Source organism: Paenibacillus sp. OT2-17, from assembly GCF_009827695.1.
Classification (GTDB): Bacteria; Bacillota; Bacilli; order Paenibacillales; family Paenibacillaceae; genus Paenibacillus; species Paenibacillus polymyxa_B.
Genome location: NZ_WUDQ01000042.1, coordinates 1 through 20,631, shown reverse-complemented (window position 1 = coordinate 20,631; position 20,631 = coordinate 1). Strand labels below are relative to the sequence as shown.

The 20,631-nt window shown below is 45.4% G+C and carries 16 protein-coding genes, 1 pseudogene and 2 riboswitches; of the genes and pseudogenes, 10 read left to right on the top strand and 7 right to left on the bottom strand.

The genetic code is table 11. The annotated features are described in order from the left end of the window. Positions 1 to 84 precede the first annotated feature (84 nt). The 3 genes from GRP75_RS09440 to GRP75_RS09430 are packed head-to-tail and all read right to left on the bottom strand — an operon-like array spanning position 85 to position 3,420. On the bottom strand, positions 85 to 909 hold the full coding sequence (locus GRP75_RS09440) for a triphosphoribosyl-dephospho-CoA synthase (protein WP_160789169.1): 825 nt from the start codon (positions 907 to 909) through the stop codon (positions 85 to 87). A 4-nt stretch (positions 910 to 913) separates the two neighbouring features. Further along, the gene (gene mdcA / locus GRP75_RS09435) at positions 914 to 2,560 is read right to left on the bottom strand and encodes a malonate decarboxylase subunit alpha (RefSeq protein ID WP_160789167.1); all 1,647 of its coding nucleotides are present in this window, start codon (positions 2,558 to 2,560) and stop codon (positions 914 to 916) included. Beyond that, positions 2,557 to 3,420: an ACP S-malonyltransferase gene (locus GRP75_RS09430; RefSeq protein ID WP_160789166.1), complete on the bottom strand. Its 864-nt coding sequence runs from the start codon at positions 3,418 to 3,420 to the stop codon at positions 2,557 to 2,559. Before GRP75_RS09430 ends, mdcA begins: the two co-directional genes overlap by 4 nt. 174 nt (positions 3,421 to 3,594) lie before the next feature. On the opposite strand from GRP75_RS09430, the gene GRP75_RS09425 reads away from it, so the two are divergent. The 5 genes from GRP75_RS09425 to GRP75_RS09405 all read left to right on the top strand — a co-directional run bounded on the left by GRP75_RS09425 (position 3,595) and on the right by GRP75_RS09405 (position 9,075). Continuing rightward, complete coding sequence (locus GRP75_RS09425) at positions 3,595 to 4,467, top strand: LysR family transcriptional regulator (protein ID WP_160789165.1); 873 nt, start codon at positions 3,595 to 3,597, stop codon at positions 4,465 to 4,467. A 229-nt stretch (positions 4,468 to 4,696) separates the two neighbouring features. Continuing rightward, positions 4,697 to 5,980, top strand: a complete 1,284-nt coding sequence (locus GRP75_RS09420) for an extracellular solute-binding protein (protein ID WP_160789164.1) — start codon at positions 4,697 to 4,699, stop codon at positions 5,978 to 5,980. Positions 5,981 to 6,014: 34 nt separating this feature from the next. Then, a complete protein-coding gene (locus GRP75_RS09415; RefSeq protein WP_160789168.1) occupies positions 6,015 to 6,890 on the top strand; it encodes a carbohydrate ABC transporter permease in 876 nt (291 codons plus the stop codon). Positions 6,891 to 6,912: 22 nt separating this feature from the next. Then, the gene (locus GRP75_RS09410; RefSeq protein WP_160789163.1) at positions 6,913 to 7,740 is read left to right on the top strand and encodes a carbohydrate ABC transporter permease; all 828 of its coding nucleotides are present in this window, start codon (positions 6,913 to 6,915) and stop codon (positions 7,738 to 7,740) included. Positions 7,741 to 7,902: 162 nt separating this feature from the next. Next, the gene (locus GRP75_RS09405; RefSeq protein WP_053325982.1) at positions 7,903 to 9,075 is read left to right on the top strand and encodes an iron-containing alcohol dehydrogenase; all 1,173 of its coding nucleotides are present in this window, start codon (positions 7,903 to 7,905) and stop codon (positions 9,073 to 9,075) included. 57 nt (positions 9,076 to 9,132) lie between these two features. Here the strand turns inward: GRP75_RS09405 and GRP75_RS09400 are convergent, their stop codons facing one another. Continuing rightward, on the bottom strand, positions 9,133 to 10,551 hold the full coding sequence (locus GRP75_RS09400; RefSeq protein ID WP_023989998.1) for an alanine/glycine:cation symporter family protein: 1,419 nt from the start codon (positions 10,549 to 10,551) through the stop codon (positions 9,133 to 9,135). Positions 10,552 to 10,705: 154 nt separating this feature from the next. After that, positions 10,706 to 10,800: riboswitch (glycine riboswitch) on the bottom strand. An 18-nt stretch (positions 10,801 to 10,818) separates the two neighbouring features. Continuing rightward, a riboswitch (glycine riboswitch) is annotated at positions 10,819 to 10,895 on the bottom strand. A gap of 168 nt (positions 10,896 to 11,063) precedes the next feature. Further along, positions 11,064 to 12,521 carry a glycoside hydrolase family 1 protein gene (locus GRP75_RS09395; RefSeq protein ID WP_160789162.1) on the bottom strand — a complete coding sequence of 486 codons (1,458 nt, stop codon included), beginning with the start codon at positions 12,519 to 12,521 and terminating at the stop codon, positions 11,064 to 11,066. Positions 12,522 to 12,748: 227 nt separating this feature from the next. Between GRP75_RS09395 and GRP75_RS09390 the strand changes: the two genes are divergently transcribed. From GRP75_RS09390 to GRP75_RS09375, 4 genes are all read left to right on the top strand, one after another. Further along, on the top strand, positions 12,749 to 13,720 hold the full coding sequence (locus GRP75_RS09390) for a LacI family DNA-binding transcriptional regulator (protein WP_160789161.1): 972 nt from the start codon (positions 12,749 to 12,751) through the stop codon (positions 13,718 to 13,720). A 233-nt stretch (positions 13,721 to 13,953) separates the two neighbouring features. Further along, entirely contained in the window at positions 13,954 to 14,796 is an 843-nt protein-coding gene (gene licT, locus GRP75_RS09385; RefSeq protein WP_160789160.1) for a BglG family transcription antiterminator LicT, read from the top strand. Positions 14,797 to 15,026: 230 nt separating this feature from the next. Next, positions 15,027 to 16,883, top strand: coding sequence for a beta-glucoside-specific PTS transporter subunit IIABC (locus tag GRP75_RS09380; RefSeq protein ID WP_160789159.1), 1,857 nt, complete (start codon positions 15,027 to 15,029; stop codon positions 16,881 to 16,883). Between the two features lie 256 nt (positions 16,884 to 17,139). Beyond that, entirely contained in the window at positions 17,140 to 17,655 is a 516-nt protein-coding gene (locus tag GRP75_RS09375; protein WP_028541550.1) for a thioredoxin family protein, read from the top strand. 196 nt (positions 17,656 to 17,851) lie between these two features. Here the strand turns inward: GRP75_RS09375 and GRP75_RS09370 are convergent, their stop codons facing one another. Next, on the bottom strand, positions 17,852 to 19,210 hold the full coding sequence (locus GRP75_RS09370) for a sugar phosphate nucleotidyltransferase (RefSeq protein WP_160789158.1): 1,359 nt from the start codon (positions 19,208 to 19,210) through the stop codon (positions 17,852 to 17,854). Positions 19,211 to 19,370: 160 nt separating this feature from the next. Between GRP75_RS09370 and GRP75_RS09365 the strand changes: the two genes are divergently transcribed. Further along, the gene (locus GRP75_RS09365; protein WP_023990005.1) at positions 19,371 to 20,066 is read left to right on the top strand and encodes a response regulator transcription factor; all 696 of its coding nucleotides are present in this window, start codon (positions 19,371 to 19,373) and stop codon (positions 20,064 to 20,066) included. A gap of 42 nt (positions 20,067 to 20,108) precedes the next feature. On the opposite strand, the pseudogene GRP75_RS09360 reads toward GRP75_RS09365, so the two are convergent. Next, a pseudogene (locus GRP75_RS09360) lies at positions 20,109 to 20,631 on the bottom strand (hypothetical protein); the annotation flags it as partial.

Below are 20,631 nucleotides of genomic sequence, written 5' to 3'. Positions count from 1 at the left end.
TGTGCCGGCTTACAGATGGGCTTCGTAGTCTGGTATTGAAACTGTAATTTTTCCATCCTTCAGAAACACCTCCAATTAAAAGTATCAATCGATAAGAAATAATGTGGCAGCTAGCAGGTCGGCACTGCCTCCGGGCGAGAGTTGTCTAACATTGCAATACTCGGACAAGCGGTAGAGCAGCTTTCTGCCAGACTGGGTTCTTAATCCGTCTGCTGCAAGGAACGCTGCGGACATTCTCTGAATCGCCATCAGATCCGTCAACTGACCGCGGTGCAGGATGCAGGTATCATCCACACTTGCCATCAAGGCCAATAAAGCTTCTATGCGTGCTTCCACCTCTGTCTTCCCACAAGCCCTGGCGCGCAGCAAAGCAGGCAAAGCTTCGTCCCGGATGTGTGGAAAGCCTAGCTTCGCTTCTTCCTCTGCCCCTACTACCGCGTATCTCTTCTTAACCGATTGTCCATTCGTCTGCTGCACCGGGCGATACCGGTCATGGAACGATGCGATTCTTCCTGCAATACTCATAATCTGATGTGGATCCCGTTCCCTTGGAAAGGCTGCCCGTGCACTGGTTAAAAGGCCAAGGGCCCAAATGGCACCCTTATGTGTATTGATACCGTTCGTTGCACTGAGCATCACCTTCTCGCCTTCCCGCCCGATTAGAGCTATCTTTTCGCGCAAAGTCTGGTCCACCGGGTGAAGGTATGACACAATGGCTATTTCCCGAAACGTATTCTCCAATACTCTCGCGGATGCAAGCATTAGCTCGATGGACATATCTGTATGAGAGCCATTGTCTCTGGCATCGACAAGTCCAGGCTTGGGCGTAAGAAGAGCCTCTTCCATCAGTGCCTTTACAGCTTTGGCAGCCAGAGAAGCCGCGAAAGCTGTATGCTTCATCGTGAGCATGGCTTTAAGACCAGCTCCGGAATTTAGCCGGCGGATCATACAATCCGTCTGACCAATCTACGAGATCGTTAATCGTCTGTGCTGCCAGCATCGAGCGCTTGGCTTGTCTGCGCATGATCCCAAGATCCTCCGGATAGGCCACGATCCCTCTGTCACGCAGCAGGCTTACATCGCTCTCATTGCTTTCCATCCCTAAAGGCGTTACGCCTCCGATTGCCGCGAGCGCCTTCTTTCTCTCCTCTATGCTGTCCGTCTTGTAGAGGTATGCAATGCCTTCCTCGGTAAGGACGTGGGTGACATCATCCCCGTAAATCATGACTGGCGTAATGGCAAGACCAGATTCATCCTTCACCTTGATGGCATCTAGCGAATCTACAAATACTGGCTTTTTGTTGGCACCGTATGTTTCAACCATCTGCACGACCAATTTCCGGCCTTTGGAGAGTTCCGTCGGGCGCTCGATCATGTCAAGCCAGGCAGGAGTCGCATGTCGCCGCCCCCGAGGATCATGCCCCATATTCGGCGCTCCTCCAAAACCGGACAATCTGCCGGAAGTAACGGTAGACGAATTACCTGCACAGTCCATTTGTAGCGTTGATCCGATAAACATATCTACAGCGAACTGGCCTGCAACCTGACACATCGCGCGGTTGGAGCGCATAGATCCGTCCTTGCCGACGAAGAACACATCTGAACGAGCCGCAATGTATTTCTCCATACCGACCTCGCCTCCAAAGCTGTGAATGCTTTCGACCCAACCCGATTCAATCGCCGGAATCAAAGTTGGATGCGGATTCAGGGCCCAGTGCTTGGCAATCTTCCCTTTCAGGCCAAGCTGTTCACCATAGGTCGGCAGCAAAAGCTCAATCGCTGCAGTATTAAAGCCAATGCCGTGATTAAGCGACTGCACCTGATGTTTTCCATAAATACCCTTGATCGCCATCATGCCCATCAGGATTTGCAGTTCAGTAATATTCTGCGGATCACGGGTGAACAGTGCTTCCAGTGCGTACGGTTTGTCGGCTTGTACAATGACGTCGACCCAGGAGGCTGGAATATCGGTTCTCGGCAGCTCGTCCACGATTTCGTTGACCTGCACGATCACGATCCCATCCTTGAAAGCGGCCGCTTCCACGATCGTCGGAGTTTCTTCTGTATTGTTTCCGGTATACAGATTGCCCTCGCGATCTGATTTGTCTGCCGCTACCAGCACCACATCTGGAATAAGGTCAATGAAGAGACGTCCGAACAATTCCAAATACGTATGGATGTCACCGAGCTTAAGTATCCCGTCATCAATCATTTGCGCAACACGCAGGCTTTGGGAGCCACTGTAGGAGAAGTCCAGCTTCCCAGCGATGCCCTTCTCGAAAATATCCAAATGTTCGGGTCTTGAAATGCTGGACATAATCATATGCAAATCATGCACTTTGCCAGGATCGACTTCCAGCAGCTTCTGGGAAAGGAAAGACGCTTGCTTCTGGTTATCTCCTTCCAGGACGACCTTCGCGCCTGGATCAATTAGCGCCTCCATCAGGTCGACAATTCGGGAGGAGTCGATGTATTTTCCGTCGAGCCACTTTTCCACCTTTCCTAACTTTTCCTGCTTTTTATCACGTTTTTGTGACCAGGATCGCAGTACTTTATTCATTCTTCTTGCTCCTTCCATTTTCTAATCAGATACTGAGTCGCTTCCAGACCGATCTCGTCCACGGCCATTTGCCGGGTATCCTTGTGGGCTTGCTTGACAAGTCTGGAAAGAGTATGACCCGGCGGCATCTCGATGAAACAGTCAGCTCCCGATTCGACGCAGACAGCCGCCATATCCATCCACCGAACGGGATATGCTACGTTTAGTGCAAGGTCCTCCGCGATTTTTTCCTTGGCTTTCGTCTTTCTGCCCGTATGATTCACCAAATATGGTATTTGAGCGTCCCGCAAAGAAAAAGTGTGTATTTTCAGCAATAGCTTATTGGCTACCTCTGACATCAGCGGGGAGTGTGAAGGAATCGGAACCTTCAGAAGCGCCGTTTTAGCGGTCCCAAGCTCTTTCACTTGCATAAATGCTTTATTTAACCCTACCAATGATCCGGATACGACGATTTGTTGCTCTGCGTTTATATTCGAGAGATAGACTGGCGTCGCCTCACTATGGGAGAGAAGCACGGCTTGTTGAACCTCTGCCTTCGTAAGCCCCATAATCACACCCATTCCATAGCCTTCAGGGAAGGCTTCTTCCATCAACCTGGCACGGAGCCATACGATCCGAAGCGCATCCTCGAACGAAAGAACTCCCGCGATGACCGCCGCAGGAAATGCACCAATGGAGTGCCCTGCCACGAATTGGGGCCGGATACCCTGCTCGATCAACCGATAGGCTATTGCCGTCTCCTTAACGAAGAGTGCCGTCTGAATCCAGACCGTTGAGCCCATAGCCTTCTCATCATCACGCAGTTCATTTCCGATGATACTTGTTGCCTTTTTCACATACTCGGGCACATCTTGGAGCATTCCAGGAACCTGTGACCCCTGGCCGGGAAATGTAAAAACGATGTTCAGAATCTCACCACCTTTAGCGGATTCAATTTCTTACATTGTCAATTGTAATAAGTGAGCAAATACCTGTAAAATATATATATTCACATATAATCGATAACCTAATGGTTATAAAGGAGCTACTCCATAATGGATTATTTGCAGCTTAAGTATTTTCAAGTGACCTCGAAGTATGAACATGTCACACGTGCCGCGAACGAATTGTTTATCTCACAGCCTGCCTTAAGTAAAATGATTAGAAACCTGGAGACGGAATTGGGTGTGCAGCTATTTGACCGCGAAGGAAAACATATCGTGCTGAATGAATATGGCAAGAAGTTCCTGAAAAGAGTGAACCAGTCGCTATCAGCGCTAGAGCAAGGCGTATCCGAAGTCAAAGAAATGAAGAACGAAAAGGTAGAGGTCATCACGTTATACGTCGCTGTCGGCTCTATGCTATTGCCCAACCTTGTCGGTAAGTTTCGCGATCTCTACCCTCAAATTAGATTCAACCTGACCCAGCACCCTGCGATGGTGAAGAAAGGACTGGCGTACGATTTTGCGATTACGTCCGAAGAGTTGGCAGGCAACGAGCATGCGATCCTGCTGGAGGAGGAAATTTTGCTTGGCGTACCAAATTCTCACCCTCTGAGCGCTCAGAACACCGTATTCCTGAAAGATCTAGAGCATGAGAAGTTTATCAGCCTTACACCTGGTAATTCGCTTAGGAAAACAACGGACCGCTTTTTTACTCATATCCCTTTTGAACCGAACATCGTCTTTGAAAGTGATGATCCGGCTACGGTAAGAGGGTTGATTCAAACAGGGCTTGGCATCTCCTTTATTCCTTCTATCCTGTGGAGGAACGTCGTAACCGAAGACATCAAGCTGCTTCAAATCAGGGAGCCTCGATGTATGCGAACAATCTATCTGTCCTATCCTGCTGGGGAACTGCACACTGATATAGAGAAATCGTTCTTCGAATTCATCATTGAATTTTTCCAGGATATTGCTCAGCATTGACGATTTAGATTCCTTTTGACATAATATCTGCCTTATTGTTTTATCATCCTTCGAATTAGTAGGATCAATATCTTTAGAGTATTTAATTTCTATACATGCTTTGTTTCAATTTTTTTGTTTTTGGTTAAGTCAATGCACATAAATGGGTAACAGCTTCATATGATGGAGCTAAACCATTTACAACTTGTTTAGCAGGCAGATTATCTCAGACAGCAAGGAGGGAAATGATGTGAAGACAGTACAATGGCTGGTATTATGTCTTGCTTTTCTCACGATGTTCAGTGCTTGTAGTGAACCCTCGTCCTCTGAAAGTCAATCATCTGAAACTAATTTGTCAAATGGAAAAAAGATAACGCTTACATTATGGTACTGGAACCGTTCCATTGACGATGAACTACTCGCCCAAGCGGAAAAACAATTTCCCAACATTGAATTAAAAACTCAAAAAATAGGCGGTGACTTCAAAGCCAAACTGAAGACAACGCTCGCAGCTCGTTCCGGTGAACCAGACATCGTAGCTCTGAACGATTGGATGGTGGAGCTGTTCCCCAGTGCGGATCGTTTTTATGACTTAAGGGAACTCGGAGCAGACCGCTTGAAGGATCAATATTTGGAATGGAAATGGAATCAAGGGATCACTCCTGATGGTAAAATGATTGCATTTCCCATGGATACTGGGCCTACCGCCCTCTTCTACCGAAGTGATCTGTTTGAACAAGCAGGCTTGCCTAGTGATCCTGAAAAGGTTAGTGCCTCCATCCGCACATGGGATGATTACATGGCAGCCGGAGAACAACTTGAGCAGAAATTCGGAAGCCGTTCATTTTTGGCTGATAATATTGTAAACGTTTACAATCAAGTGCTCGCTCAGCACACAAACCTTTACTTCAAGTCGGATGGCAGCTACATCGGCAATCAATCTCCTGACATCCGTCTGGGCTGGAAAACCGCTGTCGATTTCCACAAGAAGCATCTGCTCGCCAATGCGGATGGCTGGACTCCCGAATGGAACGCTTCGGTCAATAACGGCAAAATTGCCTCTTTTGTAGGGGCTATCTGGATGAAGCAAGTTCTCACAGAGGCCGCGCCGGATACAGCGGGCAAATGGAGAGTCGCCCGTGCTCCTGGAGGAGACGGCAACCTGGGTGGTTCTTTCATTTCTATCCTCAAATCCAGCAAACATCCCAAAGAAGCCTTTGAAGTCCTGACCTGGCTGCAAAACCCGGAACACCAGCTGGAAGCCTACCACAAAATCGGACTGTTCCCGTCCACTCCCGGCGTCTATAACGATCCTATCATGGGGACACCCGAGCCTTTCTTTGGTGGTCAGGCCACCGGACTCATCTTTGCCACCTCCGCACGTCATGTGAAAAGCAGCTATTTCGGCGAGCGCTATCCTGTCATCCACGGCATTGTGACCCGTCGCCTTGCTAATGTCGCCAAGCAGGATGCTAATCCTGATGCATTATGGACGGAAACGATGGATCGAATCGAACGGGAATTACAGCGGTAAAAAAAACAAAATTCAAAAAAGGCGTGTGGACATTATGCTGAGAGAAATCTGGAAGCACCGTGCCGTTTATGCTGCGATCTCGCCGTTTTATCTACTGTTTGGCATCTTTGGACTGTTTCCGATTGGTTTTTCATTATATCTAGCGTTTCACAAATGGGACGGGATCGGAGACATGACCTACAACGGCTTGGGCAATTTTCGCTACCTTGTGACAGACAATGAATTTTGGCAGGCTGTAGGCAATACGTTTGTGATTTGGGTGTACGCCACGATTCCAATGCTATTCTTCGCACTGATTATTGCCTTTCTGCTTTATGCCCCTTTTGTGAAAATGCGCACCTTATGGCGAGTTGGATTCTTCCTGCCCAATGTGACGTCTATTGTGGCTGTTGCCATCATATTTGGTGCCTTATTTGCCAACAATTTTGGATTTCTCAACTACCTTCTGCAACTCTTGGGACTACCCATGGTTCAATGGTTGAATGTGCCATGGGGTATCCAAATTGCCATTTCTTCTATGGTCGTATGGAGATGGATGGGCTATAACGCAATCATCTATTTGGCCGGACTCCAGAGTATTCCGCATGTGCTGTATGAGGCCGCCAAAATAGACGGGGCAACCGGAGCGCAAGCTTTTTTCCGCATCACTATCCCCATGCTACGCCCAGTCATTCTGTTTACGGTGATTACGTCCACCATCGGCGGTATGCAGCTCTTCACCGAGCCACAGGTCCTTGTCGGTAATGACGGCGGTTCCGGGGCAAGTGGCATGACCATCGTTTTATACCTGTATCGCGAGTCGTTCATTAACAACTATTTTGGATATGGTGCAGCCGTCGGATGGGGCATGTTCCTCATCATTGCTCTATTCTCCATCATAAACTGGAAACTCGTTCAAGGTAAAAAATAACGATGGGAAGGAGCTTCACAACATGATGCAGACACGCGCAAAATCCTTTGTTTTATATGCCGGATTGTTGGTGGGAATCATTCTGTCGATGTTTCCATTTTACTGGCTGATCGTCATGGCAACCCGTACAACCTCAGACATCTATCGTTTTCCACCACAATTGTGGTTTGGCAGCCACTTCTTGGATAACATAACGAGAGTATTACAACAGATTAATTTTGCCGGAGCCTTTTTTAATACCCTTTTTGTAGCCGGTTCTGTTACCCTATTGGTTCTGTTTTTCGATTCACTGGCAGGTTTTGCATTCGCCAAGTTTGATTTTCCGGGCAAAAAAGTGCTATTTATCGTTCTGCTAGCTACGATGATGGTCCCTTCACAACTTTCGCTTGTCCCCTCCTTTGTCATGATGGCCTCCTTTGGATGGGTAGGTACGTTCAAAGCGCTTATCATCCCGGGGATGGTAAATGCCTTCGGCATTTTCTGGATTCGTCAATATGCGGAAGAATCCATTCCAAAGGAACTGCTGGATGCGGGCCGGATGGACGGATGCAGCTTTTTTCGACTGTACTTGAATGTAGCACTGCCTATTCTACGTCCTGCGTTCGCTTTTCTCGGCGCATTTACCTTTATAGGAGCCTGGAATGATTATTTATGGCCGCTAATCGTCTTAACGGATGAACGTAAATTCACGCTCCAGATTGCACTGTCACAATTGAACGGGATTTACAATATGGATTATGCGATGGTCATTGCGGGCACCCTGCTGGCTGTACTGCCACTTATTATTTTATTTCTTTTCATTAGCCGCCAGTTTATTTCCGATCTTGCCGCCGGAGCAGTCAAAGATTAGATTTACTTGAATTCCCTTATTCATTTCATGTATAATAGTTAATCGTCATTTCAAATAGCTTACATGATGAAGTTAGGTATCCAACAGGCAATCAGGTTAAGCGATTTACGATTTGAACATGAACTATGAACTATGAACTATGAACTGAGGGAAGCTTACCAGATGAACAAATTCACATATTATAACCCCACCAAATTAATTTTTGGAGACAATCAAATTGAAGAACTCCAGCAGGAGCTGCTGAATTACGGCAAAAACATTTTGCTGGTATATGGAGGCGGAAGTGTCAAACGAAATGGTCTGTATGACCAGGTATTAAACGCGTTAGAGCCGCTACATCTCAACATTCATGAATTGTCCGGCGTAGAACCGAATCCGCGCTTGTCCACCGTTAAGAAGGGTATCGACATTTGCCGAAATGAAAAAATCGACTTCTTACTTGCTGTAGGCGGTGGAAGCGTTATTGATTGCACCAAAGCCATCGCAGCAGGGGCTGAATATGACGGCGACGTGTGGGATATTATCAACAAAAAGCACATGCCAACCCAGGCTCTGCCATTCGGCACCATCCTCACACTCGCCGCCACCGGTTCAGAAATGAATCCTGATTCTGTTATCACCAACTGGGAAACGAACGAAAAATACGTATGGGGCAGCGCGGTAACGCATCCGAAATTCTCGATTCTGGACCCAAAAAACACCTTCTCTGTGCCACGTGATCAGACGGTATATGGCATGGTGGATATGATGAGCCATGTGTTTGAACAATATTTTCACAATGTTAAAAATACACCGTTGCAAGATCGTATGTGCTTTTCCGTGCTGCAAACCGTGATCGAAACTGCACCTAAGCTGCTGGAGGATTTGCACAACTACGAGCATCGTGAAACGATTTTATATGCCGGAACGATTGCCCTTAACGGAACACTGCAAATGGGCTACTTCGGGGACTGGGCTTCGCATACGATTGAACATGCATTATCCGCTGTATATGATATTCCTCATGCTGGCGGTCTGGCGATCCTCTTCCCCAACTGGATGAGACATACGGTGGATCAGGATGCTGCACGCATGAAGCGGCTGATGCTCAGCATGTTTGATTTAGATACCACTGGTAAAACGGATAAGGAAATTGCTTTGGAGGGGATTGATCGCCTGAGTGCATTCTGGACAAGTCTCGGTGCCCCTTCCACCCTGGCCGATTACAATATTAATGATGAGCAATTGGAAAAAGTCGCAAACATTGCAGCCCGTGAAATGGAATACGGAGGCTTCGGTAATTATAAAAAGCTGAATCAAGAAGATATTTCAGCTATTTTGCACGCATCGTTATAACATTCAAAAGGGAGTGTCCTCAAGCCTGTGATGACTGAGGGCACTCCCTTTTGGAATTTATGAATTAACCGTTTGTCCTTTTTCTTCTACTTGGATAGCTGCCCCTACACTGGCACCTGCAAGAATGCCCTTTTTCTTACTAGAATTCAGAGAATCCATATAGGTTCGGGTTTCTGCGACTACAATTCCTGATAAGCCGAGCAGGGCAATCAGGTTCGGGAAAGCCATCATTGCGTTAAAGATATCTGCCAGCAGCCAAATCGCATCCAGTTTAATGAACGCGCCCCCGGCAACCAGTAGGATGAACAGATAGCGGTATGGCTTAATCCACTTGACCCCAAGCAAATATTCAACACAGCGTTCCCCGTAATAGTTCCAGCCGAGCATGGTGGTGAACGCAAACATAATCAGAATGATTGTGAGCAGTTCTGCCCCCAGCGGGAATGCGCTGGAAAATGCTTGCTGAGTCATCAGGCCCGCATCGGTAGGCCCGCTCCACACACCACTAACCAGTAGCGTCAACCCGGTCATCACACAAATAACCATCGTATCAATAAACACGCCTGTCATGGAAATTAGCCCTTGCTCCGCAGGCCATTTGGTTTTGGCAGCTGCAGCTGCAATCGGTGCGCTTCCCAATCCGGCCTCATTGGCAAAAATACCTCTGGCTACCCCACTTCGCATCGCCAGCATAATCGTAGCTCCGGCAAATCCGCCCGTTGCAGATGTAGTTGAAAATGCCGAATGGAGCACCAGCGCAATTGCGGCAGGAAGTTGGTCAGCAAACCGAATCAGTACGATGAGACAGATCAGTACGTACAAGCCTGTTTTAAAAGGAACGACCTTCGTCGATACCTTGGCAATGCTTTTGAGTCCTCCAATAGTAACAAGTCCTGTAAGGATAGCAATAATCAGTGCCGTTACAATGGGCGGAACGCCAAAACTGTTTTCGGTCGAAGATACAATCGCTTTGACCTGCGGAAACGTTCCAATCCCGAACAACGCTACCAGCATGCCCGAAAAAGCAAACAGCATCGCCAGCGGTTTAAAACGGCGTCCCAGACCTTTCTCAATATAATACATCGGGCCGCCGGAAAATTGCCCATTCCGATCCTTCACCCGGTATTTTACCGCAAGTACACCTTCCGCATATTTCGTCGCCATCCCAAAAAAGGCTGCAACGACCATCCAGAACAAGGCACCCGGCCCGCCCAGCTTAATGGCTGTTGCTACGCCGACAATACTTCCTGTGCCAACTGTAGCCGCCAACGCTGTACTCAAAGCCGCAAAACTACTTACATCCCCGCTGCCTTCATTCGGGGCTTTACCGATCAGCTTGATCGCTAGGGGCAGGCGGAATACCTGCAGCATCTTCAAACGTATGGTCAGCCATAACCCCGTTCCCATGACAAGAATGATGAGAGGCGCCCCCCATATCCAGCTACTAATCGCTTCTAACACATGTACCAAATTCATTTCAACCCGCTCCTCCAGCATATTAGAAAACAAAAAAGAGTCAAATCCGCTGATTCGACTCCTGGAGAGGTTAAAGGCACGAAAAAATACAACCATCTTGCGCAGGTTTCTGCCTCTAATATAAAAAAGCCTAGGGCATTCCCTGTCACAGGTTATTCGCGTCTCTGTCCTTTTGCCTGAGAGTTTAAGCAGATGTTCTCTGCGGTGCACCTTCGGCGCCCAATTAAGGGTCTCTCCAGAGTTCTGTCCGTTTACGGTCCCCGCTTGTTGCTGTAATCAGCCTAAGCACCTGAGAGTTTTGCCCCTTCGGTCGGAACCTTCGTTCCATCTCCCGCAAACATCAACCAGACATATGAAATTTTTATTCATTATACAGAAAACTTTCAGCTTATTACAAGTGAAAAGTTTGTGAAGCCCTCTGAAATATTATTATTGTGTCTATCAAAAAAGCGGGTACAGCAGATTGCATCCTTAGGATGTCCTCTGCTATACCCGCCCGAGATGATATGAAATTACAATTCTTCACCATTGGTTGCTATCACATTTTTATACCAGTTAAATGAGTCCTTTTTGGAGCGTTTGAGCGTTCCGTTACCATCATCATCCAGATCGACGTAAATAAATCCGTAGCGCTTGGACATTTCGGAAGTAGACATGCTCACAAGGTCGATAGGACCCCAGCTGGTGTAACCAATCAGATCAACACCGTCGGCAATTGCTTCCTTCATTTGAACAATATGCTGACGCAAGTAATCAATACGATATGTGTCATGCACAGATCCGTCTTCTTCCACCTTATCATAAGCACCTAGGCCATTTTCCACGATAAACAGCGGCTTTTGGTAGCGGTCATATAACGTGTTCAGCGTAACACGCAGACCGATCGGATCAATTTGCCATCCCCAGTCAGAGGACTGTAAATATGGATTTTTCACCCCGCCAATCAGGTTTCCTGCTGCTTTCTCACCTTCTGGACCTGCAGAAACGGTCAAGGTCATGTAGTAGCTGAATGAGATATAATCGACCGTGTTATTTTTTAAAATTTCGGCATCGCCTGGTTCTGTGTGTATAACAACATTATTTTCTTCAAAATAACGATTCATGTAGTTGGAATATTCCCCACGGGCATGCACATCCGTAAAGAACAGGTTCATCTGATTTTCATGCTGGGCTTTCAGTATATCCGCTGGATTACACGTATGTGGATAGCTTTCCATACGAGCCAGCATACAGCCGATCTGAGCGCCTGGGATGATCTCATGTCCCCGTTTGGTCGCCAGTGCACTAGCTACAAATTGATGATGCAATGCTTGATATATCGCTTGTTGTTTGTTTTCTACACGGTCAATAACCACACCGCCACCGGTGAACGGACTCATGGTCATTACATTGATTTCATTAAAGGTCAGCCAGTATTTTACTTTATCCTTATAGCGTGTAAACACCGTTTCGGCATAATTTACGTAGTGTTGTATGACTTCACGACCCAGCCAGCCATTATACTTCTGAGTCAGACCTAGCGGTGTTTCATAATGCGACAATGTTACCAAGGGCTCAATATTATATTTGCGCAGCTCATCAAATACATTGTCGTAGAATTGCAATCCTGCTTCATTCGGCTCGGCATCATAGCCATTCGGGAAAATCCGCGACCAGTGGATGGACATACGAAATACTTTAAAGCCCATTTCAGCGAACAATGCAATATCTTCTTTGTAGTGGTGGTAAAAGTCCACACCTTCACGTTTTGGGAAACGGGCATTGACTTTGCCTGCCAAAATGTCTTCAAGTCGCTCGGACGAAATCTCCATAGCATGATCGTTCTTGCGTTCTGCTTTGGGTACATAGGCAACCATGTCCGCACTGGACAATCCTTTTCCATCTACGTCAAAAGCGCCTTCCAATTGGTTAGCTGCAGTTGCACCACCCCACAGGAAATTTTCGGGAAATCCTTTTAATGTCTTAGTCATAGTATAAAAACCTCTTTCCGTATTTAAGATTTTTACTTTGGTCTAGTAAATAATACCCCTTTGGTGCAGGGAGTAGCACTTCGACAACTTTGCCGCCGGACAGTAACCGTTCTCCTTTGAAAAGCATTGACAGTTGCTTTAAAATAGACGTAATGCCTTCATAAGCATCCTAATCGTTGTAACGCGTTTCATGTCAAGTATTTTTTTCTTATGTGAGGAGAAGCACCATGTCGAATCTTGATCAAATTGCAAAACTGGCGGGCTTTTCCAAAGCTACGGTATCCAGAGTATTAAATCAGTCACCCCATGTCAGTCACGAAACAAGAACTAAGATTTTAAAAATCATGCAGGAATTGGATTATGTTCCTAATCGGAATGCCATTTCTCTATCCAAGGGTCAGACGCTTCAGATCGGTATCATTACTTCAACTATTAATGAAATTGTTCTGGCTTTTCTGGACAGCTTTGTGGAAGTAGCCGGCCAGTATGAATTCCAAACCATTATTTATACTTCGGGAGAAGACAAAAAGAAAGAGCTTCAAGCCTTTGAGGATTTAAAAAGAAAAAGAGTCGATGCGCTGGTCATCATTTCCTGCGTGAATGACACTGATTTTTTGAGTACCTATTGCAAATATGGCCCGATCGTTTCGTGGCAACGAATGGAGCATACCGATATTCGCTCCGTCGCTATGGATCAGTATGAAGGATATATGTTAGCGCTAAAACATTTGATACAAAAAGGCTATACTCGTATAGCCAACGCTTTTGGTCGTCCGAGCAGCATCAATACCCATAGCAGACAACGAGCCTACGAACAGATCATGAGTGAGAACAATCTGCCAGTGTTGCAACACTGGAATCACTCTTCTATTTATAATATCCGTGATGGCGAACAGGTCGTACGGGATTTGTTACAGCGTCGGGAAGAATTCCCAGAGGCTATTTTATGTGCTAACGATTATGTAGCAGTGGGCATTCTCTGCGAAGCACGCAGACAACGGCTGAACGTACCGGAAGATCTGGCGATTGTCGGATTCGATAACACGGAGCTGGCGCATACGATGGGGATTACAACGATTCAAAATCCCATCATGGCTCAAGCACAAAATGCTTTTTTCATGCTTTCCCCTCAGCTGATTGGACGCCAAATGGAGCTTCATTCGCTAGAGTACTGCCTCATTGAACGTACGACCACGTAAGGTAACGATTTACTTGCAAATTAGGCAAAAGGGCCTTGATATGAAATATTTTTTGTCGAATCAGAATAAAATATGTTGAAATCGCTTTTTTTTGTGCTACAATAGCACTATATCGAAGGATTGTGACCGGTGATGCGGGCAATGCCTGAGTTCAATTGAGTGCTATTGCTAACAATAGTGTTGAATTGTGCTTAGGCATTTTTTATTGGTAAAGGATGGGAGGGGGAACTTCAATGATTATTGAGAAGGTGCTCAATAACAACGTCCTATTGACTAAAAACGATAAAGGCAAAGAGGTCATCGTGATGGGAAGAGGTATTTCCTTCAAAAAGGTGGCTGGCGATCAAGTCGATGATGATAAAATAGATAAGATTTTCATGTTAAATGAAAACGAGTTCACGGCTAAACTAACTGAACTGCTGAACGATATTCCAGTGTCTCATCTGGAGGTCGTGAATGAAATCGTAACCCATGCAACGGAAGTGCTGGATACGGAGTTAAGCGATAATATTTATTTAACGTTGACCGACCATATTCATTTTGCCATACAACGGCTAGAAAAAGGACTGGCACTCCAAAACGCGATGCTGTATGAAATTAAACGCTTCTACAAAAAAGAATTTGCAGTTGGACTGGATGCTCTTCAAAAAATTGAAAATACGCTCGGAGTAAAATTGGGCGAAGATGAAGCAGGATTTATTGCATTGCATATGGTGAATGCACGGATCGACGGTAACGAAATGAAATCTACACTGAAAATGACTGAGATTGTCCAACATATATTGAACATTATTACGTATCATTACGGAATTGTGCTGGATGAGTCTTCTTTTAGCTATTCGAGATTTTTGACACATTTGCAATATTTTGCGATGCGAGTGATTCGCAAAGAAGTCATTCACAGTGGTGAAGAATTTTTGTACAACCAGGTGAAGCAGACGTATACCGAAGCTTTTGCTTGTGCCCAAAAGATCAATGAGTATCTGGAAAAAACATACGATCAATATTTAAGCAAGGATGAATACGTATATCTAACTATCCATATTCATCGGGTAACTGAGCGTAATAACATATAAGATTAACAACTTCATATCCTCATCGTTCATGGATTGTGACTGGTAAGGCAGGCAAAACCTAAACTGATGGTGAAATCGACGTTCCTCTATAGGAGAGTGCGTAGTTTTCACCACGAGTTTAGGTTTTTCTTGTTTACAAGTTTAAAAAGGTGCACGCCGGCGCATCTTAGCAACAGATGTAAACAGTAAATCCTATCAGTAGCAAGAATAACCCATAAGGAGTTCTGAACATGAGTGATAAAGAACTATCTAAAAAAATAGTGACCCTCGTTGGTGGCGAAGAGAATGTCAATTCGGTATTCCATTGCGCTACACGCTTGAGATTTAAATTAAATGATCGTACAAAAGCAGACAAAGCCGCACTGGAAGCAACCCCTGGTGTCATTACAGTAGTGGAAAGCAGCGGCCAGTTTCAAGTGGTCATCGGTAACAATGTAGGTCAAGTGTTTGAGCATATGATGGCAGAAACGAATTTGCAGGATGCAGATAATCCCAATGCCAAAAAGGAAGAATCTTCTGAAAAAACGAATTTTCTTGGCAAAGCGGTCGATATCATTTCCAGCATTTTTTCTCCCATTCTCGGTGCTCTTGCCGGGGCGGGTTTGCTTAAAGGGCTACTGGCGTTAATTTTATCTTTTCAATGGATTAATGATAAAAGCGGTACGTACCTGATCCTAAGTGCAGCTTCCGACAGTGTTTTCTATTTTCTACCTGTGTTTTTGGCTATTACATCGTCCCGTAAATTTAAGACAAACACCTTTGTATCGGTGGCAATCGCTGGAGCTCTGGTCTATCCAGCAGTTATAACGGCGGTAAGCAACCCAGAAAGATTGGCGTTTTTAGGTATTCCGATCATTCTGATTAATTACAGTTCCAGTGTCATTCCAATTATTCTCGCGGTCTGGGTTCAGTCCTATGTGGAGCGCTGGTTCAATTCCTTTATCCATCAATCGGTTAAAAACATTATCGTGCCGATGCTTTCGCTCCTGGTCGTTATTCCGTTAACATTTCTGGCCTTTGGTCCAGTAGGTAACCTGATCAGTCAGGGCTTGGCAAACGGTTTTACATGGGTATACAATTTAAGCCCACTAATTGCCGGGGCTGTTGCCGGGGCATTCTGGCAAGTGTTTGTTATTTTCGGCGTACACTGGGGCTTCGTTCCAGTCATGCTGTCGAATATTGCAACATTGGGCTATGACACGATGCTTCCGATGCTTACAGCAGCCGTACTTTCTCAGGCTGGTGCAACATTGGGGGTATTCCTGAAATCCCGGAACACTCAGATGAAGGCTTTGGCAGGTTCCTCTACGCTGGCCGCTATTTTTGGGATTACAGAACCAACAATTTATGGAATAACTTTAAAATTGAAAAAGCCGTTCATTTATGCTTGTATTTCCGGAACAATCGGCGGGGCGATTATCGCTTCTGGCGGAGCGCACGCACAATCCTTTGCATTACCGGGTCTACTGGCGTTGCCGACTTATTTCGGACCTGGATTCTTGTGGGTAGTCATCGGTTTGCTCGTTGCCTTTGTACTTGCAGTTGTATTGGTTATGATTTTGGGCTTTGATGATCCAAAAGAAGAAACTGCAAAAACAGAAGCTGCACCCGTAAAGAAAGAAGTGGCAATCGAGAAAGAAATTCTCGTAAGCCCACTGCAAGGTAAAGTATTGCCTTTGGAACAATCTTCTGATGTTGCTTTTGCTTCAGGTGCTATGGGGAAAGGAATCCTGATTGATCCTACAGAGGGTGTGCTGACATCTCCTGTCAATGGAACGATTACGACAGTATTCCCGACCGGACATGCCATCGGTATTACTTCCAATGACGGAGCAGAAATTCTGATTCACGTGGGTGTTAATACAGTGAAGCTGAAAGGACAATTCTTTGACAAGCGCGTCAAGGAAGGCGATATAGTTAAGCAAGGACAACTGTTGCTTGAATTTGATATCGAGCAAATTAAGGCGGCAGGCTATACTACGGCTACGCCGATTATCGTAACAAATTCCGCTCAATACCTGGATGTGTTGAACACAATGGAAACTGAAGTGAAGCGTGAGGATTACTTGTTGACTGTTGTGGTCTAACGTTTAACTTTCAGACTAGAGCATTTTGCATAAATCCCAGGAGCGTTTTCAAATCAGCAGTATATAGATCGAAACGCTTTAGTTCGTCTATATACTGTACTTACAAGCGTTGGGAATCGAATTATGCAAAATGCTGATTAAAGAAGCTTTCCCCATGGAAAGCTTCTTTTTTTATACATAATGAGACAAGTGTTACAGCGAAAAATGGAAATATCATTTATTGTAAGTGTAAGAATGTAAAAAAAGGAGGATTTCTGTGAAAAAAGGATATATCGCCGGGTTAAGTGTCATTGTGTTGCTTGTCATTGGTATCGCTATTTCAGCTGTAGTTAAATTTCAAGACCTAGAGCAGGTTGTTCAACAAAAAGACAAAGAAATCCAAGCGAGCAAAAGCAATTACCCAGAAATATATGACCACTTGAATGCGGTTACATTTGATGGTTTTAAGAGTTTGATTCAACAGGATCAAAGTGTATTTGTCTATGTCGGCAGACCGAGTTGTGGCGACTGCAATCGGTTTGAGCCTAACTTTAACAAGATGATCGAACAGTATAATCTAGGCTCTAAAATTACTTTTTTGAACGTTCACAAAATCCATAAGGACAAGCCCCAATGGAATAAATTCAAAGAGGATTACAACGTTAAATACACCCCCACCATTGCAGAATTCAGAAACGGCAAGCTGGTTGATAAAATAGAATGGACGCCTAAAAGAGATCTCAGTACAGACGCTGTAAAAGAGTGGCTGACCTCCAAGAAACTTATTTTATAAGTCTCTTTTCTATCCATTTCATTACGCACACAAAGAACTGTTTATGCAAAAAAAGGTATTCATTCGTGTAGCGCATGAATACCTTTTTTAGGAATGTACAGGTCATCTAAGCTCTAATAAAAAATAGTTCCTACTACTCTTCACTGCCTTCTGATAAACCTCGTTCGTATCTATCAGTCCCTATATTGTAGACACTTCATAGAGTATGATCGTCAATCGAATCAGGAAATTCATATCGGATAATATCCGTTTCGGATACGATATGTCCGATTTGTGACTCAATGAATTCTAAATCTCCCTCTACTGCCCCTATAAAATGCTTTGTACCGGGTTCTATGACGATGACCTCACCAGGGCTGACTGTCTGTGTCACGCCATTAATAGAGACACTCCCGGTTCCAGAAACTATAGTCCAAACTTCTTTACGAAACTGATGCTCATGATAGCTGATAAATCTCCCATTTGAAATGACCACGCGTTTGGTCACTGTCTGCAATCCACTTGCCGCCTGTTGATGGGATAATACGGTTTGCTTTCCCCAGAAGCGCTCCTCAAAACGCGGGCCGATTTCAATTTCTGCCACCATATCCTTAATTCCTGTTGACGACTGTCGATCCGTAACCAGCACGCCATCTGGACCAGCAACGACAATAATGTCTGGAACATTCCAGATGCTAACCGGAATCTCCAGTTCATTGATGATATGCGAGTCATGTGAAGCTTCTGAAATATATCCCGGGCCACTCAGCTTCGAACTTACTTCCCGTACCAAAGAATCCCATGTGCCCAAGTCTCTCCACTCTCCATGATAGGGAAGCACGGAGAGCTTATGAGTATGCTCTACTACCGCAATATCGAAGCTAGTTTTAGGTAAGTCTGCGTAATTTGTCGAAAGAGATTCATAGTCGGCTGGTAAACCCATTTGCTTCAGAATATCCAACAAAAAGCCCAGTCTAAAAGCAAACACCCCGCAATTCCATAAGGCCCCTTCACGGATCAACGCTTCTGAACGGATCAGATCCGGCTTTTCTACAAATGAACTAACCCTATAATATGGCTGGTCAAGTGAAGGAGAGGCTGAAGGCACAATATATCCGTATTTATCTGAGGGCTCCGTTGGGGCAGCCCCCATTAATGCGATATGGCTTCCTGATTGCTCTAATATCGAAGGAAGCCTACGCAGATGCTCGAAAAATTCATCCCCCGCATACCCGTCCACAGGCATGACCCCTACGATCTCATCGCGTGATGCGCCTGCAACGTCATGCAAGTAGGCCGTAGCCAGAGAAATGGCCGGGAAGGTATCCCGTTGAGTCGGCTCCTCAATCACTACAGCATCTCCGCCAATTTGCCCCCGAATCAGCTCGGCCTGAGTTCCACTCGTTGAAAAATAGGCCTCATCTGCCAAATTCGCCTCATCTAATTGCCTCCATATTCGTTGCAGCATGCTTTCTGGACGTTCATCATGACGTAAAATAGAAAGAAACTGCTTGGGGCGGTTCACATTGGATAAGGGCCATAGACGTTTACCCGAACCTCCAGATAATAAAATCATTCGCAAAGATGCAACCTTCTTCCTCTAAATTAATATTTTTCTTTCATTATAGGACTGTTCGATTTTCGCATTTCTGCCGAATACATAAGTATGTATTATCGTGGAAAATACATACTTATGCAATGTAATTGTATCTTTATCCGTACAGGAGATGTCAGTCATGCCCATAAAAATACTCATCATTGAAGATCAAAAAAGTTTGGCAGATATGATTGCTCTTCATCTTCAGGAGGAAGGCTATCATACCGAGCTTATTTATGACTCTAAACTTGCAATTCCTACACTTATGCGTTTTAAGCCCGATATTATTGTGACCGCTCTAATGTTTTCCGGTAAAGTCGAATGTGCGCTGATCAGCCAAATCCGTCAATTTACTACGGTCCCTATGCTGGTCATCTCTAATAACACCCTGCTGAATATAAGAATAAAGGCTCTGGACGACGGAGCAGATGACTTCTTATGCAAACCATTCAGCCTGATAGAGTTAAATGCCCGCATCAAAGCCCTGCTGCGCCGCTGCGGCCCCAACATGCCCATTGAATCGCAAACGGTAACTCAAAAGCTTAAAAAGGTAAGGGTTTGGGTGAATGATTACCGTCATAGCCTGTTAGTCGATGACCAAGAAATAGAAGTCACTCAAATTGAATTTTCCATTATAAAAGAGATGTCCTGCAATCCAGGTAAAGTCTTTACCCGCAGCGAGCTGATGGATCGGATCAAAGGTGGAGATGGCGCTTATCTGGATCGTACCATCGACGTACATATTTCCAGCCTTCGCAAAAAAATAGAACGTGACCCTAAAAATCCTCAGCATATCCGTACCGTCTGGGGCAGAGGCTACAAATATGAGATGTAGCCGTATCATGGCTACCCATTTCCCCACTGAGCAGCTTGCTTTTTATGGAAGATTTCGCTTCTTCCATCGCCGATAAGGAAGAAAACAAGCTGCTCCACCCAGTATCCCTATGAGGAACAGTACCCAGCCGAAACGGTAGGCGGAAGCCAGAATAACGACGACTTTCCCGTTCCCGTTACCATTGGTAATGAATCCGGTAGTCACTCCATTGACGGACAGACGGGCTCGCTGATTTTCGCTACCTAGCCTGAACTCCCACAGTGGATTGGGTGATTCGGTCTCCCGGATCAGCACCTGTTCATGCGTTGGATTATATAGCGTAAAACTGCGTTCCATGGAATTTTCACGAGTTGCCTGAATGCTCTCCGATGCATGTGGAGCCATAAAAAAGGTATCCATATCCGATCCCTCAAACAACGTAAACTGATCCACTGTAATCATGGCTTGATAAGGGATGATGGAATATTGCTTCATTTGAAATAAGCCTGACTGCTTCTTGTGCGCACCTCCTAACTGCTGAAGCTGGTGGACATTCGTCAGACCCGGCAGGGATAAAACATTAAGC

Coding starts and splice junctions, on each gene's coding strand:
- mdcA (WP_160789167.1), bottom strand. CDS start 2,560: ATGAATAAAGTACTGCGATCCTGGTCACAAAAACGTGATAAAAAGCAG.
- GRP75_RS09425 (WP_160789165.1), top strand. CDS start 3,595: ATGGATTATTTGCAGCTTAAGTATTTTCAAGTGACCTCGAAGTATGAA.
- GRP75_RS09410 (WP_160789163.1), top strand. CDS start 6,913: ATGATGCAGACACGCGCAAAATCCTTTGTTTTATATGCCGGATTGTTG.
- GRP75_RS09395 (WP_160789162.1), bottom strand. CDS start 12,521: ATGACTAAGACATTAAAAGGATTTCCCGAAAATTTCCTGTGGGGTGGT.
- GRP75_RS09440 (WP_160789169.1), bottom strand. CDS start 909: ATGCTCACGATGAAGCATACAGCTTTCGCGGCTTCTCTGGCTGCCAAA.
- GRP75_RS09400 (WP_023989998.1), bottom strand. CDS start 10,551: ATGAATTTGGTACATGTGTTAGAAGCGATTAGTAGCTGGATATGGGGG.
- GRP75_RS09430 (WP_160789166.1), bottom strand. CDS start 3,420: ATGCTCCAAGATGTGCCCGAGTATGTGAAAAAGGCAACAAGTATCATC.
- GRP75_RS09370 (WP_160789158.1), bottom strand. CDS start 19,210: ATGATTTTATTATCTGGAGGTTCGGGTAAACGTCTATGGCCCTTATCC.
- GRP75_RS09380 (WP_160789159.1), top strand. CDS start 15,027: ATGAGTGATAAAGAACTATCTAAAAAAATAGTGACCCTCGTTGGTGGC.
- GRP75_RS09365 (WP_023990005.1), top strand. CDS start 19,371: ATGCCCATAAAAATACTCATCATTGAAGATCAAAAAAGTTTGGCAGAT.
- GRP75_RS09415 (WP_160789168.1), top strand. CDS start 6,015: ATGCTGAGAGAAATCTGGAAGCACCGTGCCGTTTATGCTGCGATCTCG.
- GRP75_RS09390 (WP_160789161.1), top strand. CDS start 12,749: ATGTCGAATCTTGATCAAATTGCAAAACTGGCGGGCTTTTCCAAAGCT.
- licT (WP_160789160.1), top strand. CDS start 13,954: ATGATTATTGAGAAGGTGCTCAATAACAACGTCCTATTGACTAAAAAC.
- GRP75_RS09405 (WP_053325982.1), top strand. CDS start 7,903: ATGAACAAATTCACATATTATAACCCCACCAAATTAATTTTTGGAGAC.